General features: G+C 60.4%; 11 protein-coding genes. 7 read left to right on the top strand and 4 right to left on the bottom strand.

All coding sequences use genetic code 11. The features are described from left to right. Position 1 precedes the first annotated feature (1 nt). The 4 genes from nikC (at position 2) to IE188_RS02295 (ending at position 3,288) form a co-directional block, all read left to right on the top strand. A complete protein-coding gene (nikC, locus tag IE188_RS02310; RefSeq protein WP_191284847.1) occupies positions 2-910 on the top strand; it encodes a nickel transporter permease in 909 nt (302 codons plus the stop codon). Continuing rightward, on the top strand, positions 910-1,767 hold the full coding sequence (locus tag IE188_RS02305; protein ID WP_191284846.1) for an ABC transporter ATP-binding protein: 858 nt from the start codon (positions 910-912) through the stop codon (positions 1,765-1,767). The genes nikC and IE188_RS02305 overlap by 1 nt, the downstream gene beginning before the upstream one ends. After that, positions 1,764-2,504, top strand: a complete 741-nt coding sequence (locus IE188_RS02300) for an ABC transporter ATP-binding protein (protein ID WP_191284845.1) — start codon at positions 1,764-1,766, stop codon at positions 2,502-2,504. The genes IE188_RS02305 and IE188_RS02300 overlap by 4 nt, the downstream gene beginning before the upstream one ends. Positions 2,505-2,634: 130 nt before the next feature. Further along, the gene (locus IE188_RS02295) at positions 2,635-3,288 is read left to right on the top strand and encodes a Crp/Fnr family transcriptional regulator (RefSeq protein ID WP_191284844.1); all 654 of its coding nucleotides are present in this window, start codon (positions 2,635-2,637) and stop codon (positions 3,286-3,288) included. 309 nt (positions 3,289-3,597) lie between these two features. Here IE188_RS02295 and IE188_RS02290 read toward each other — a convergent pair whose 3' ends face one another. Further along, positions 3,598-6,501: an ATP-binding protein gene (locus IE188_RS02290; RefSeq protein WP_191284843.1), complete on the bottom strand. Its 2,904-nt coding sequence runs from the start codon at positions 6,499-6,501 to the stop codon at positions 3,598-3,600. A gap of 4 nt (positions 6,502-6,505) precedes the next feature. Then, positions 6,506-8,773, bottom strand: a complete 2,268-nt coding sequence (locus tag IE188_RS02285) for an acetoacetate decarboxylase family protein (protein ID WP_191284842.1) — start codon at positions 8,771-8,773, stop codon at positions 6,506-6,508. A 365-nt stretch (positions 8,774-9,138) separates the two neighbouring features. Here IE188_RS02285 and IE188_RS02280 point away from each other — a divergent pair, with 365 nt between their 5' ends. After that, entirely contained in the window at positions 9,139-10,392 is a 1,254-nt protein-coding gene (locus IE188_RS02280) for an imelysin family protein (protein ID WP_191284841.1), read from the top strand. 53 nt (positions 10,393-10,445) lie between these two features. On the opposite strand, the gene IE188_RS02275 is transcribed toward IE188_RS02280, so the two are convergent. Both IE188_RS02275 and IE188_RS02270 read right to left on the bottom strand, forming a co-directional pair. After that, complete coding sequence (locus IE188_RS02275; protein ID WP_191284840.1) at positions 10,446-11,549, bottom strand: CaiB/BaiF CoA transferase family protein; 1,104 nt, start codon at positions 11,547-11,549, stop codon at positions 10,446-10,448. Between the two features lie 8 nt (positions 11,550-11,557). Beyond that, on the bottom strand, positions 11,558-12,139 hold the full coding sequence (locus IE188_RS02270; protein WP_191284839.1) for a cupin domain-containing protein: 582 nt from the start codon (positions 12,137-12,139) through the stop codon (positions 11,558-11,560). Positions 12,140-12,276: 137 nt separating this feature from the next. Here IE188_RS02270 and gabT point away from each other — a divergent pair, with 137 nt between their 5' ends. Both gabT and IE188_RS02260 read left to right on the top strand, forming a co-directional pair. Then, positions 12,277-13,572 (top strand): 4-aminobutyrate--2-oxoglutarate transaminase, encoded by a 1,296-nt coding sequence (gene gabT, locus IE188_RS02265; RefSeq protein WP_191284838.1) that lies wholly within the window; start codon positions 12,277-12,279, stop codon positions 13,570-13,572. 3 nt (positions 13,573-13,575) lie between these two features. Beyond that, positions 13,576-14,787: an acyl-CoA dehydrogenase gene (locus tag IE188_RS02260; RefSeq protein WP_191284837.1), complete on the top strand. Its 1,212-nt coding sequence runs from the start codon at positions 13,576-13,578 to the stop codon at positions 14,785-14,787. Positions 14,788-14,810: the final 23 nt, after the last annotated feature.

Here is a 14,810-nt window from a genome sequence, read left to right as displayed (position 1 = left end):
GATGACCGAACAAACACTGAAACAATGGTTGCTGACGGACACGCCGACCTCGCGCCGCCACGCCAAGATATCTGCCTTCTATCAAGGCTGGCTGTCTTTTCGCAGCAACACGATGGCGATGATCGGGCTGGGCATTCTGGTGGCACTGGTCGTCATCGCCGCCGCTGCCCCCTTGTTGGCCCCGCATGATCCCTATGTGCAGGATCTGGGCAATCGATTAGCGCCCCTTGGGACGGAAGACCACATCTTCGGGACCGACAGTCTGGGACGAGATATCCTGTCGCGCCTGATCTATGGGGCAAGGATTACGCTGTATATCGTGGCGTTGGTTGCATTGATCGCGCCGGTGGCGGGGCTGCTTGTGGGCACGATCTCGGGCTATGTCGGCGGCTGGACTGATACCGTTTTGATGCGGATCACCGACATCTTTCTGGCTTTCCCGCGTTTGGTTTTGGCGCTGGCCTTCGTGGCCGCACTGGGGGCCGGGATCGAGAACGCAGTGCTGGCGATCTCGTTGACTGCATGGCCGCCTTACGCGCGGATTGCGCGGGCTGAAACGCTGACGATCCGGTCGTCGGATTACATCAGCGCAATCAAGCTGCAAGGGGCAGGGGCGCTTCGCATTATCACCAAACATATCTGGCCGCTTTGTATTTCGTCTTTGATCGTGCGGGTGACGCTGGACATGGCGGGAATCATTCTGGCCGCTGCGGGACTTGGCTTCCTTGGCCTAGGCGCACAACCGCCCAGCCCGGAATGGGGGGCGATGATTTCCGAAGGGCGCCGGTTTATTCTGGATCACTGGTGGGTCGCCACCATGCCCGGCCTTGCCATTTTCACCGTGTCGCTGGCCTTCAACCTTCTGGGCGATGGACTGCGCGATGTCCTGGACCCGAAAGCAGGTGAATGATGAGCACCCTTCTTGACGTTGAAAACCTATGGGTCAAATTCCCGTCCCGTCACGGCGTTTTCGATGCCGTGCGCGGCGTGTCCTTCACATTGGGGCGCGAGCGGTTGGGGATCGTGGGCGAAAGCGGGTCGGGCAAGTCGATGACCGGTCGCGCCATCCTGCGCCTGATCCGCCCGCCGGGGATTGTTGAAGCGGACCACATCAAGCTGGACGGCGTGAACCTGTTGGACAAGACCGAGAAGGAAATGCGCGACGTGCGCGGGCAGCGGATCAGCATGGTGATGCAGGATCCGAAGTTTTCGCTCAATCCCGTGATGACCATCGGCGATCAGATCATCGAAGCGTATCGGCTGCACAGCAAAGCCTCGAAATCAGAAGCCTATGCCAAGTCGCTTGAAATGCTAGAGGCAGTATCAATCCGCGACCCCGAACGCGTGATGCGCGCTTATCCGCATGAAATGTCAGGGGGGATGGGGCAGCGGATCATGATCGCCATGATGCTGATCCCGAACCCCGAGATTTTGATCGCGGATGAACCCACCTCGGCTCTGGACGTGTCGGTGCAGCGGCAGGTTCTGGACATCATGGACAGGCTGGTGAAGGAGCGTGGCATGGGGCTGATCTTCATCAGCCATGACCTGAACCTTGTTGCCGATTTCTGTGATCGGGTGCTGATCATGTATGCGGGACGCATCGTCGAGGTCTGCGATGCCGACAAGCTGCACGAGGCAAAGCATCCCTATACCCGTGGATTGCTAAACTCGCTTCCCCGGCTGGACGACCCGCGCGACCGGCTGGATGTGCTGAAACGTGACCCCGCCTGGTCCGAGGCCCCAAGTGTGAGTGGACGCGTATGAAGATGCTGGAAGTGCAAGATCTGAACGTCTGGTTCGGCAGCGGGCGCGACCGGGTGGATGCGGTCAAGCATGCCACCTTCGACGTGGCGCAAGGCGAAAGTTTCGGGCTTGTGGGGGAAAGCGGGTCGGGGAAATCGACGATCCTGCGCGCGATCACCGGACTTGCGCCCGACTGGTCCGGCACGATCAAGGTCGAAGGGCAGGCGATAGGACACAAGCGCCCCAAGACGTTCTTCAAGACGGTGCAGATGGTGTTTCAGGACCCCTATGCCTCGCTCCATCCGCGCCATTCTGTCGATCAGGTGCTGGGCGAAACCCTGCAACTGCACGGGTTCAGGGATATTGATGCGCGCGTCGTGCGGCTGCTTGACGATGTGGGGCTGGGACAAAAGTTCCGCTTTCGCTATCCGCACCAGTTGTCTGGTGGTCAACGCCAGCGTGTGGCAATTGCCCGTGCGCTTGCGCCGGAACCCGATCTGCTTTTGCTTGACGAACCCACTTCGGCGCTGGATGTGTCGGTGCAGGCCGAAATCCTGAACCTGCTGGCGGATCTGCGCACCGAACACAGGCTGACCTATGTGATGGTGTCCCATGACTTGTCCGTGGTCGGTCATATGTGCGACCGGCTGGCGGTGATGAAGGATGGCGAGATTGTCGAAGTGCTGGGCGTCGATGCTCTCCGGCATAAGAACGCCGAACATCCCTATTCCCGGCACTTGCTGGAGGCGTCGGTCTAAGCCCCGGTTCCGCGCAGCGCCCTGGCCGCGGGCGCTAACATATTTCCCTTGGCGATCAACTGATTTAAGCATCAGAACGTGGCGGTCCGCCGGAAGGTGCCGGACGGCCCGGATCACAGCGGGGGCGCCGATGGTTATCGAGGCATTAGGTACGCAGGCACTTGAAGTTCTGGCGGACAAAGGGCAGCGGCGCGACTTTGCGAAAGGAGTGTCGATTTTTCGACATGGTGAACCGGGGGCATCGCTGCTGATCGTCAAATCCGGACGGGCCGAGGTCAGCATCACCACCGCAACAGGCCAGAAATCCATTCTGGGGCTGGTTGGCCCTGGTGATGTCATTGGCGATATTGCCTGTCTCGACGGCGGTCCACGCAGTGCGGACGTGGTCGCGCTGGAGCCGCTGGTTGGTCTGGAGGTGGCCCGGCGCGATGTGTTGCAAACGCTGAAAGACGACGGCGACAGCGCCATTCTGGTCATCGTGGCCTTGTGCCAGAAAGCCCGAAACGCATCTGAAATGTTTGAGCTGAAGGCCCTGGCCAGCGGGCAATCGCGTCTGGCAAGCTGCATCCTGCGGCTTTTGAATGATCAGAACGGCGAGGCCGGTTCAGATCGGGTAAAGGTCAGCCAAAGCTGGCTGGGAGCTTACGCCGGGCTGACCCGCGAGAATGTGAACCGGCAACTGAAAAGCTGGGAGGCAGAGGGAATCGCGCGGTTCGACAACGGCGCTGTCCTGATTGCGAACCTGAATGCGCTGCGCGATATCGCGATGAACGAAGGCGGATGACAGGGAAAACTTCCGCGATCTTCACGAAATAATCACATCTTTGCTGCAAACCTGCCTGCAGGTGTGATTTGCATCACATGCATTGATGCATTTCACGCTTATACAAGGAACCGGAGGCGCTGAAGGCCCTAATACAAAAGGCTTTTTTAGCACGATAACTTAGCAAGCTCTCGCTTTGGGTGGCCGCATCGCGGCGTTGGAGCGATATTTCGTCCCGGTGAAAGCCGGACAATACTGGGGTGCTTCCGCCCGTCAGATGACGGATGGGTTGGGCTACATCATTTCTGGTGGCCGTGAGTGGTGAAGGCGCTACGTCAGCTTCGGGTTTTTCGACCCGAAGGCGCCGACTGCCTCGCCTTGCGCGATCGCGCGTACGATTTCAGCGCGAATCGCTTCAAACCGCGATTGCCATTCACGCTCGCCCCGTTTCTCGATCAATGCTGCGGCGTCGCGGATCAAGGCCTGCGCGCCGTCCAGATCGCCGCGTGCGGCCCTCACTCTGGCCAATACGGCATTGTAGAAGGGCAGATTCAACTGGGCACCAATGGCGCTGGCGTGGCTGATGTATCCCTCGAACGCTTCGGGGGCCGTATCCAGATTGCCGTCATAGATCCACAGCAAGGATTGCCACAAACGCCCGATCAGCGACCAGAACCCGGCGCTTTGTTCATCGGCGATATCTATGCCGGTCTGAACCTCGCGCAGGGCCAGAGGCATGTGGCCGCCTTCAAAGAACGCCTGTGCTCCGAAAATGTGGATCCACGGCAATTGAGCGGTGGCGCCGATGGTGTTCAGATGCGCCTTTGCGGCCTCGATCGCGGCGATGGCACCGGTCTTGTCGCCCTTGCGAACCAGAATATGGGCGTCCGCCGACAGAACCGATGCAAGCGGGTCCGCCCCCAGTTCGACAAACAGCATGCCGTGATCTTCGACGCGATAGAGGCGCTTTAGTGCATCGCTGCTGGCCGCGGCGGCGGCAAAATCGCCGGAATACAGGCGTTGTGCGGTTTTATTGACCAACCACAGCACTGAAAGCTCGTCCGACCCGTTTGCTGCAAGGGTTTTCATCTGATCGACCAATTCGCGGCTGGCGGTGACGTCTCCGCTGATGATGCGATGAGCGAACAGGCCATAAAGCGTGATCATCCTTTGCCGATCAGTGCCTTTGGCATAGCCGACGGCACTTTCCAGTTTCTTGTAGCTGTCCAACACCGTTGGGTGCGAAAACCCAAGGCGCTGCACCTGGGCGCTGGCAAGCAGGGACAGAACGGGCAGATACTCCTCGCGGGTGACGGTCTGACCCTTCACCTGATTTTCCATATCCTTCTGCGCGCTTTCCAGATACGTGATCGCCGGGTCGAAGTTTGCGGCCATCAGCATGCGGATGCCGGCCGCGATACAGGCAGATGGGATCTGATCATGCGCCTTGGCGGCGAGGACATGGTCGGCCAGAAGCTCTGGCAGCTTGGCCACGAGCGCCGGGTCGTGCTGGCGCAACTGGTCGGCAAATTGCAGGTGCAACGCACGGCGCCGCTTGCCCGGCAGCATCTCGTATGCGGCGTCGCGCAACAGGGCGTGATCAAATGTCAGCCCGTCGCGCCGCGCGTGCAGAATGCCGTTGATGGTCAACACGCGCAGCTCATCGTCGAGGCTGTCACGGTCGGGCAGGAGCAGGCGCGCGTGATCGGGGTCGACAACGCGACCCAGCACGGACAGGCATTGAACGACCTCTTTCAAGGGTCCCAGCCCGTTGATGATGGCCTGGAATGTGGCCTCGATGCTGCGGGGCAGGGGAACGTCGCCCGCCTGTTTGCCCAGCTGGCGTGCACGCTCGGCCAGCGCCAGCAGGAACAGCGGGTTGCCTTCGGCACCGGAAATGATGGTGCGGCGTGTGACCTCTGTCAGGTCGGAATAGGGCGCAAGCGCATCCTTGGCCGCCTTATCTGACAGGGGCTGAAGGTCGACCACGTGAATGGCGGTTTCGCTGACCAACGCGGTGATCTGGTCCGAGCGACGGCTGGTGATGATCAGCCGATTGGTGAAATCCGGGTCTTCGATCAGATTGCGCAGAACCGCTGCGCTTTCCTCGTCGGCCCAGTGGAAATCATCGAAGGCGAGTGTCGCGGCCTTGTGTGACACGATCTTGCGCAGAGCATCTGTCATCAAGTCGATCCGGCGGGCTTTTTGCTGTTCCGGTGGCAAGGAAACGGGCGTTGCCTCGTGCAGCCCCAGAACGTTTGCCATCAGGTTCAGATCCTGATCGGAGAGGGCGATACCGATGCCCGACAATCCTGCCCGCAACGATGGCAGAGAGGACGCATCGGTCAGAGAAAGCTCGCCACGCACCGCCTCGACCACGGGAAGCAGCGCGGTCTGGCTCAGGTTGGCCCGCGCGTTCAGGGAAAGGACGGGCGTCGGGGCAATGCGGCGGGTCAGTTCGCTCAGCACAGCGGATTTTCCGATCCCGGCCGGCCCGATCAGGGCGAAGGTCTTGGCAGACCGTCCCGTCAGGATCGACAATTCGCGATCCCGTTCCAGCAGGGGCCGGCCAGTGTCGGACTGTTCCAGAAAGGTAAAACCCGCAACGCCGATCACGTCAACGGGCGCGTCTATGCCCTTCAACGCAATCTTTTCGCGGCGGGTGATGTCCAGTTCCGCCAGTCGCGACAGGAAGGATCGGGTTTCGCCCGATATGACGACGCCGCCGGTGGGGGCTTGTTCCTGCAAGCGGGCGGCGCGGTTCACATGCAGACCGGCCAGTTGCGGAAACAGCGTTCCGGATTGACCGACCCGGCACATGACCTGGCCACTGTCGATCCCGACGCGAACGTTTTGGCCGTTCAGTTTCACCGGTGCGCTTTTTGCAATCGACAGACCTGCGGCGATGGCGGACAGCGCCGAATCCTCGCCATCATGGCCCAGCCCGAAGCACGACAACACCCCGTCGCCATAGCGTTGCAGGACGGTGCCGCGATAGGTGGTGACCACCTCGTTGACCAGCGTGTGGAAGGCGGCGATCGTGTCGTCGTAGACTTCAAGCGCGCTGGCACTGGCAAGGGCTGTGGACCCGACCAGGTCGATGAACTGGATCGTCAGGACACGCAATTCGGGGTTTTGGGCATCCAACACGGCTTCGGCCCCGCAATTGCCGCAGAAACTTGCCCCCTGCGCCAGAGGCTCGGAACACGCCAGGCAGTTCACTACTTGCATCATATCCTCAATCGTTACGCCGCACCCAGGATCGGGCTTCGGCTGCGTGTCTGACGCGGCGGCTGTCCAGAGGGTTTGTCATGGACCAGGAACACCAGATTCGGAAAGCCCCAGGAAGTCCCGCACCGCGGTGATCCAACAGGGGGGCGACCGCCATCTGTGTGTCGGGAAAGCCGTCCGGGCTGGGGTCGGTGACCGAAACCTCGCCCGTCACCGGCGCCACATATGAGCGATCAAGTTGCAGGTCAAAGGCGTTGTAGAACAGACGTCCGTGCCTGTTTCGCGTGACAAATGTCATGTCCAGCAAGTCCGAAATCGCCCCGTGTGCCGGGTGCCCTGACAGGGCGACCGGATCACGATGCTGCTGCGCGCGGAATTCAATCGCCAGCCCATCCGCGTTTGATGCGGCGAAACGTGTGTTGCCGACAGAGATGTCAGCCTTCGTCTTGGGCATCGCATAGAAAACCTTGCCCGCAAGAATTGCCGAGCTGTTGTTTACATACAGCCGGCGCGGATACAGCAGCGGCGCGGCGCGCCCTTCGTCTGTGTGGGTGAAGGGGATGGCAAAGGTTGCCTCGCCATAGGGGCGCATAGCAAGGACGTTTGGAATGAATGATCCGCGCACGTTGTGATAGCGGCAAAACGACATTCCTACGGGATGATAGCCGGGGCGCACCATCGGACAATGCCCCAGGTGAATGCCGTCGGGCAGCATGGCCCGCACCTCGTCACGAGGTCTTTCGTAAAAGAAGAACACGCCGGTCATTTCGCCCCGCGCAAAGAAGGGGGTCAGTGGCCACGCCGTCCCCGAGATCGAGTTCGTCTGGAACATCGCCTTTTCAAGCAGGGTGTTCTCCCGCGGAATATCCTCGGCCCCGACATTCAGCAGATCGACCCCTGTGATGGCCGAGGCGCAGGCAATGCCCGACATGGTCGCCCCTTCGACGCAGCCCGCGTTCAGCCCGCAGCGGGTCCAGTCCCCGGCCAGATACAGGTTGGAAAACCCGCTCTCAGAGGGGGCAAGCCGGTGATAGACGCTGTTGGCAACAGACAGGACATAACGTTCCGATCCGTACATGTTCACGCGGGAATAGATTGCGGCCTCGGGGCTTTCGTAAAACAGCCCCTTGTCGAATTTGCCGCGTGTCTTTGCCTTGGGCCACAGATCGAGCAGATCCTTGACCATCCATGACGCGACAGTGGCATTGAACTCCTCCAGCATTTCGCCGTCCGGGGCAGGCGCGCAGAAATACGAGATCGAGGCCGGGCCGGGGGTGGGCCAGTCTTCGTGCGGGATCAGGTGGGACATGGCCTGTATCACGGTGCCCGCGCCGGTGTCGCCCTGCCGGTCGGTGTTGCCTTGCGGGAAGCCGAAGACGAAGTCGTAACAGCCGCGAATGGCGACCCAGTCCAGCGCCAGATCACTGGCATTGTTCAGGCGCAGCCGGTCGGTGAACTCCCATTGATCCAATACGTCATAGCCGTTGGTGAACGTGTCGGACCCGACGACCCCTCGCATATAGGCCAGCCCGATATCCACCAGAAACAGGCCGCGTCGTTTGGCGTCGTCCTGAATGTTCTCAGCTGTCTCCATCGCGTGAACGGCAGCCTGAGCCTTGGCAATGAAATCAAGCAGAGCATTGGTGTCGCGCGCCGCGTGTTGGGTCGGGTCGGCGGGCATGGCGCTGACTTGGCGGTGTATGGCCTCGTGATCGGCCAGCAGCCCGGTCGGAAGCGCGATGCCCAACTGGCGATGCGGACCGTCCTCCAGTTCACCCTTTTTCATGAACTCGATGATAATTTCCAGGATACGCAACATCATCTGGAACGGGCCGGGCACCCTGGTTTCCGACCCGGGCTGTTTCGTGTTGCCCGGCAGGTCGATGACCCAGGGGCGCCACGGGTTGTCGTCCAGAGAGGTGGTGGGCACGCGTTCGGCCAGAAACAGGTGAGACAGGGGTTTGAAGGCCTTGTCCATGGTACCCAGAGGATCGCATACCTTGCGCAGCCCCAGTTGCACCAATTTTTCGTAACAACGGCGCATGTTACGAAACGCATTGTCATAAAAACCGGCCCAGACATGCAGCCCGCGTTCTTCGATCCGCTGCCTGAACCGGGCGTTTCGCCCACTGGCGCCTTTGCCACCATTGCGCCACCCCATTTGGTAAAGGGTGACGTCGAATGTCTTGTCCCAATCGGGCGTTTGAGTGATGGCATAGTCCGCGGTTATGGCACCAACCCCACCGCCGACCACGGCAATCTTCTGTTTGACCATCCCCATGTCCTTGTTTTTGTTTTTTAACCCGTTCAAGCGCGGGGTCTGTATTTGTGCCCGTCGGTACCCGGCCGGAAATGTGCCTAACTCAACTCTCGGTTAATTCTTGCGTTAACTATTTTAGTGAACCGGCCATGGAAGCCCGGAAAAAGGGTGGTCACGCTGCGGTTGGATTGCCCTTGGGAATGTCTGATGCGCTGCAAACGCGGCACCGTTTGGGCCAAATCTAGCAAAAGTTGAGATAACCGATGCCTGCGCGCGATTTTGGGGTGCACGGAAATAGCTGACAAAAACTGTCAAGAACACTTTACCCGACAAAAATACTCATCTATAGCGAGGGAAATCCACAAACAACGAGGGTTCATATGTTCCGATCGACGCTTCTTTCCACCACCGCCGCGTTTATGTGCAGCACGGGCCTCGCCCAGGCCGCCACGCCTGCCGACATTCTGACAAACTATGCCGATATTGCGCAGGCCGGTTATGAAGACAGTCTTGCCTTGGCGCAGGCACTGGATGCAGCGGTTGATGCCCTGATCGCCGATCCCACGGATGCCACACTGACCGCGGCGAAAGACGCCTGGTTGGCGGCGCGCGTTCCTTATCAGCAGACCGAGGCATTTCGCTTTGGCAACCCGTCTGTTGATGCTTGGGAAGGCAAGGTGAATGCCTGGCCATTGGACGAGGGGTTGATCGACTATGTCTCGGCCGATCTGGGCGCCAATGACGAGAACCCGTTTTCAACCGCGAACGTCATTGCCAACCCGACCCTGACCGTCGCCGGTGTCAGCATCGACGCGTCAGAAATTACACCCGGGCTGTTGCAGAACCTACATGAGGTTGAGGGGATCGAGGCCAATGTGACAACGGGCTATCACGCTATCGAATTTCTTCTGTGGGGGCAGGATCTGTTCGGCACCGAACACGGTGCGGGAAAGCGCCCCGTCACTGATTTCGACCCTGCCAACTGCACGGGCGGCAACTGTGACCGTCGCGCGGCCTATCTGAAAGCGGCGACCGAGCTGCTGATCACAGACCTCCAGGACGCGGTGGCCAATTGGTCCGAAGGCGGGCAGGGGCGCATGGATGTCACGGCCGATCCGAACCGGGGCATCGTCATGGCGTTCACCGGGCTGGGCAGCCTGTCTTATGGCGAACAGGCAGGTGAGCGGATGAAGCTGGGTCTTTTGCTGAACGACCCCGAGGAAGAGCATGATTGCTTCTCGGACAACACGCACAACTCGCATTACTTCGACGGGCTGGGCATTCGCAATGTTTATACCGGACGCTATGTGCGCGTCGATGGGTCGGTGGTTGAAGGGCCGTCGCTCTATGATCTGGTGAAGGAAAAAGACGAGACATTGGCCAACAATCTGCTCGGGGACATGGACCGCACGATGGTCGCGCTGGGCGACATTCGCACCGCGGCCGAGGCCGGGACGTCCTATGATCAGATGCTGGGCGCGGGTCATCCGGGCGGTGCACTGGTGGAGAACGCAATCGAGCATCTGGTGGCGCAGACCCGCAACATCGAACGCGCCGTCGTGCTGGTGGGCGCCGAGGGCGTGGCGATTGAAGGATCGGACAGCCTGGATAACCCGACCGCCGTGTTCGAGTAAATCGCGCCTGTGGCAACAAACTCAAGGGGCAGGCGCGCGGCGTCTGCCCTTTGTTATTTCGGCAGACGCGGGGCAGTTTTTTCCAGCTTCAGCGTGGCATCCGAAAAGACCCAGGGCCCTCGCACTCCCGGCACATTTTCGGGCGCGATCTGCATGCCGCGATGCTGGATTTGCGGATTGGCGAAAGTCTGTTCCATCGTGTTGATCGGGCCTGCGGGCACGGTGGCGTCTTCCAGCGCGGCCAGAATGTCGGCCATGGTCCAATGTGCCAGCGACGCCTCGATTTCGGGCGTCAGCGCAGCGCGGTTGGCCACCCTTTCCTGATTGGTGGCAAAACGCGCATCATTCGCCAGATCGTCGCGACCGATCACGCCGCAAAACCGTTGAAACTGCCGGTCATTTCCCACCGCCAGAATGATATAGCCATCGCTGACCGGGCACACTTGATAAGGCGCGATGTTGGGATGTGTGTTGCCCATCCTAGTCGGGCTGGTTCCGGTGGCAAGGAAATTCATCGCCTGGTTGGCCATCATGGCGGTTGCGCAATCCAAGAGGCTCATATCCACATGCTGCCCGCGCCCGGTGCGATGGCGCTGTTCGACAGCCGCCAGAATGCCGATCGTGCCGTAAAGCCCGGTCACGATATCGGTGATGGCGACGCCCACCTTCTGCGGTTGGCCCGCCGGGTCGCCTGTGACTGACATAAGCCCCGACAGCCCTTGCAGCAGGAAATCATAGCCTGCACGCTTCGCCCACGGCCCATCCTGTCCGAACCCGGTGACCGAACAATAGATCAGGCGCGGGTTGAGCTTGGCGAGACTTGTGTAGTCCAACCCATACTTTGCCAATCCGCCGACCTTGAAATTCTCGATCAGGATGTCGGCATCCTTGACCAGATCATGCACGATCTGCTGACCTTCCGGTGTGCGGAAATCGGCGGTGACACAATCTTTGCCCCGGTTGGCGCAATAGTAATAGGCGGCGGTGGTGTCGCCTTCCCGTTCGATGAAGGGTGGCCCCCAAGTGCGCGTGTCGTCGCCATCGGGGCTTTCAACTTTCACCACGTCAGCGCCCAGATCGGCCAGCGATTGCCCGATCCACGGCCCGGCCAGGATGCGGGCAAGTTCGACGACTTTCAGACCTTCAAGCGGGTGCATGGCGACTCCTAAAGATATGGGGGCGTACAGGCGGACACGACGCGGGCAGGGCGGTCCGAGATGTTGCGGAAACGGTGTGGTTCGCGCGAGTTGAACAGATAAGCGTCTCCCGCTTTCAGGACGCGCGTGGCGTCGCCCACGGTGACCTCCAATTCGCCCTCGATCACGATACCGCCTTCGTTGGCCTCGTGTTCGATCATGGTTTCGCCCGTATCCGCGCCGGGTTCATAAAGCTCCTGCAAGACCTGAAGCCCGTGCGCCTTGGCGTCGCCCACCTGCCGGATAGTGATCATTTTCCGCGCCGCCTCGTTGTCCTGATAGAGTGCGGATGTCAGGTCGCGCAGCTCGGACGGGGTGAAGAATACCTGGTGAGTCGCGGGGGCTTCGGGTTCAAAGAACTCGGACATGGACATGTTCAACCCGCCCAATATCTTGCGCAGGCTGGCGACAGAGGGCGAGGAATGGTTGCGTTCGATCATCGAGATCTGACCATGTGGCACATTCGCCGCCTCGGCCAACTGCCTTTGAGACAAGCCAAATTGCTGCCTGAGCGTTTTCAGCCGAGTGCCGACATCGAACTCGTCCTGCATCTGCGTTCCTCTTCCCTGATGCCTTGTGACAGGCTGCGCCGGTTTTCGCTTTCGCATATCTTGCGCAAAATTTTGATAGCATTGCGCAGGATTTTGCGCAATATGGGGCGGAATCAAATTTTGCAGTGGGGGACCACATGTCGAATACCGAACAATTGAAAGCCCGACGTGCCGATGCCGTCGCCAATGGCGTTGCCACCCGTGGCATCTATGCCGCTCGCGCCCAGAACGCCGAGCTGTGGGATGTGGACGGCAAGCGTTTCATCGACTTTGCCGTGGGCATCGCTGTGAACAACACCGGCCACCGTCACCCCAAGATCATGGCCGCCGTGGCCCAGCAGGCCGAAGCGTTCACCCATACCTGCTTCCACGTCGCCCCCTATGAAGGTTACGTGTCGCTGGCAGAACGTCTGAACGCTGCCACGCCGGGCGATTTTGCCAAGAAAACCATGCTGGTCACAACCGGCGCGGAAGCTGTTGAAAACGCCGTGAAGATGGCGCGCGCCTTTACTGGCCGGTCGGGTGTCATCGCCTTCACCGGCGCCTTTCATGGACGCACCCTGATGGGGATGGCGCTGTGCGGGAAGGTAACGCCCTATAAAAAAGCGTTCGGTGCCATGCCGCCCGAGGTCGTTCATGTGCCCTTCCCGAACGCCTTCCACGGAGTTTCGGTCGAACAATCGCTGTCGGTGCTGGACAACATGCTGAAAAGCTCGATCGACCCGGAACGGGTCGCCGCGATGATCATCGAACCCGTGCAGGGGGAAGGGGGGTTCAATATCGCTCCACCCGAGTTCCTGCGCGCCCTGCGCAAGATTTGCGATGAACATGGCATCGTCCTGATCGCGGACGAGGTACAGGCAGGCATCGCGCGGACCGGCAAGATGTTTGCCTTTGAACATGCAGGTGTGGCCGCCGATCTTGTCACCATGGCCAAGGGGTTGGCGGGGGGCTTCCCGCTATCCGCCGTCACCGGCCGGAAAGAGGTTGTGGACGCAGCCCCGGTGGGCGGCATCGGCGGCACCTATGCGGGCAACCCTTTGGCGGTCGCGGCGTCGAACGCGGTGCTGGACGTGATCGACGAAGAAAACCTGTGCGCCCGTGCCACCGAGATTGGTGACAAGATCATAGCCCGCCTGGCCGACATCGCGTCCCGGCAAGGGATGGAGGCCATCGGCGACGTGCGCGGATTGGGGGCGATGGTAGCCTTTGAACTGGTCACGGATCGCGACAGCAACGCCCCCGACACGGCCTTGACCCAAGCCATCGTGGCCGAGGCCGAGGCGCGCGGGCTGATCATCCTGCCCTGCGGCACCCGCGCCAATGCCGTCCGGCTTCTGCCCCCGTTGACCGTTCCGATGGATCAACTGGACGAAGCCCTTGATATCCTTGAAGCCTCGATCGAGGCTGCCATCAACGCGAAAGGAGCCTGAGACATGGCCGATCTTGCCCCGCAATCCCGCCCGGAACTGTCCAGCTTCAACTGGGAAGACCCGTTTCTGCTTGAAACTCAGCTTGAAGAAGACGAGCGCATGATCCGCGACAGCGCCTTTGCCTACGCGCAGGAGAAACTGTTGCCGCGTGTCACCGATGCATTTGAGAACGAAGAAACCGACCCCGCGATCTTCGCCGAGATGGGCGAGATGGGGCTGTTGGGCACCACCATCCCCGAGGAATATGGCGGGCTTGGCGCGGGCTATGTGACCTATGGCCTAGTCGCGCGCGAGGTCGAGCGGGTCGACAGCGGCTATCGCTCCATGATGTCGGTGCAATCGTCGCTGGTCATGTATCCGATTTATGCCTACGGCACCGACGCGCAGCGCCAGAAATATCTGCCCAAACTGGCGGCGGGTGAATGGATCGGCTGTTTCGGTCTGACTGAACCCGACGCTGGATCCGATCCCGGCAGCATGAAGACCACCGCGAAAAAGGTCGATGGGGGCTATGTGCTGAACGGGTCAAAGATGTGGATTTCAAACGCGCCGATTGCGGATGTGTTCGTGGTTTGGGCCAAATCCGATGCACATGGCGGCAAGATCAAGGGTTTCGTGCTGGATAAGGGCGCGAAGGGGCTGTCGGCTCCGAAGATCGAAGGCAAGCAATCCCTGCGTGCCTCGATCACAGGCGAGATCGTGATGGACAATGTCGAGGTGTCCGAAGATGCGCTGTTGCCGAATGTCGAAGGGTTGAAGGGGCCGTTTGGCTGTCTAAACCGCGCGCGTTATGGCATTGCATGGGGCGCGATGGGGGCGGCGGAAGCCTGTTGGCATGCCGCGCGCCAATACGGGCTGGACCGCAAGCAATTCGGCAAGCCGCTGGCGCAGATGCAATTGTTTCAATTGAAGCTGGCCAACATGCAGACCGAGATCACCCTGGGCCTGCAAGCTGCACTGCGTGTCGGGCGTTTGATGGACGAGGCGAAGGCCGCACCGGAAATGGTCAGCCTGATCAAGCGCAACAATTGCGGCAAGGCGCTGGAGATCGCGCGCCACGCCCGTGACATGCATGGTGGCAACGGGATCAGCCAGGAATTCCACGTGATCCGCCACATGGTGAACCTTGAAACCGTCAACACCTATGAAGGCACGCACGACGTGCACGCGCTGATCCTCGGTCGTGCGCAGACCGGGTTGCAGGCGTTTTTCTGAACTGCTCAGATCCAACAGGAAAG

This window comes from Aliiroseovarius zhejiangensis, from assembly GCF_014656375.1.
GTDB lineage: Bacteria > Pseudomonadota > Alphaproteobacteria > Rhodobacterales > Rhodobacteraceae > Aliiroseovarius > Aliiroseovarius zhejiangensis.
Note: the sequence above shows the minus strand (reverse complement) of the source record. Positions and strands in the feature narration are given on the sequence as shown.

What these genes read in the sequence shown, in the direction of transcription:
- gabT (WP_191284838.1), top strand. Translation starts at nt 12,277, where the DNA reads ATGTCGAATACCGAACAATTGAAAGCCCGACGTGCCGATGCCGTCGCC.
- IE188_RS02260 (WP_191284837.1), top strand. Translation starts at nt 13,576, where the DNA reads ATGGCCGATCTTGCCCCGCAATCCCGCCCGGAACTGTCCAGCTTCAAC.
- IE188_RS02280 (WP_191284841.1), top strand. Translation starts at nt 9,139, where the DNA reads ATGTTCCGATCGACGCTTCTTTCCACCACCGCCGCGTTTATGTGCAGC.
- IE188_RS02275 (WP_191284840.1), bottom strand. Translation starts at nt 11,549, where the DNA reads ATGCACCCGCTTGAAGGTCTGAAAGTCGTCGAACTTGCCCGCATCCTG.
- IE188_RS02295 (WP_191284844.1), top strand. Translation starts at nt 2,635, where the DNA reads ATGGTTATCGAGGCATTAGGTACGCAGGCACTTGAAGTTCTGGCGGAC.
- IE188_RS02305 (WP_191284846.1), top strand. Translation starts at nt 910, where the DNA reads ATGAGCACCCTTCTTGACGTTGAAAACCTATGGGTCAAATTCCCGTCC.
- IE188_RS02285 (WP_191284842.1), bottom strand. Translation starts at nt 8,773, where the DNA reads ATGGTCAAACAGAAGATTGCCGTGGTCGGCGGTGGGGTTGGTGCCATA.
- IE188_RS02290 (WP_191284843.1), bottom strand. Translation starts at nt 6,501, where the DNA reads ATGATGCAAGTAGTGAACTGCCTGGCGTGTTCCGAGCCTCTGGCGCAG.
- nikC (WP_191284847.1), top strand. Translation starts at nt 2, where the DNA reads ATGACCGAACAAACACTGAAACAATGGTTGCTGACGGACACGCCGACC.
- IE188_RS02300 (WP_191284845.1), top strand. Translation starts at nt 1,764, where the DNA reads ATGAAGATGCTGGAAGTGCAAGATCTGAACGTCTGGTTCGGCAGCGGG.
- IE188_RS02270 (WP_191284839.1), bottom strand. Translation starts at nt 12,139, where the DNA reads ATGCAGGACGAGTTCGATGTCGGCACTCGGCTGAAAACGCTCAGGCAG.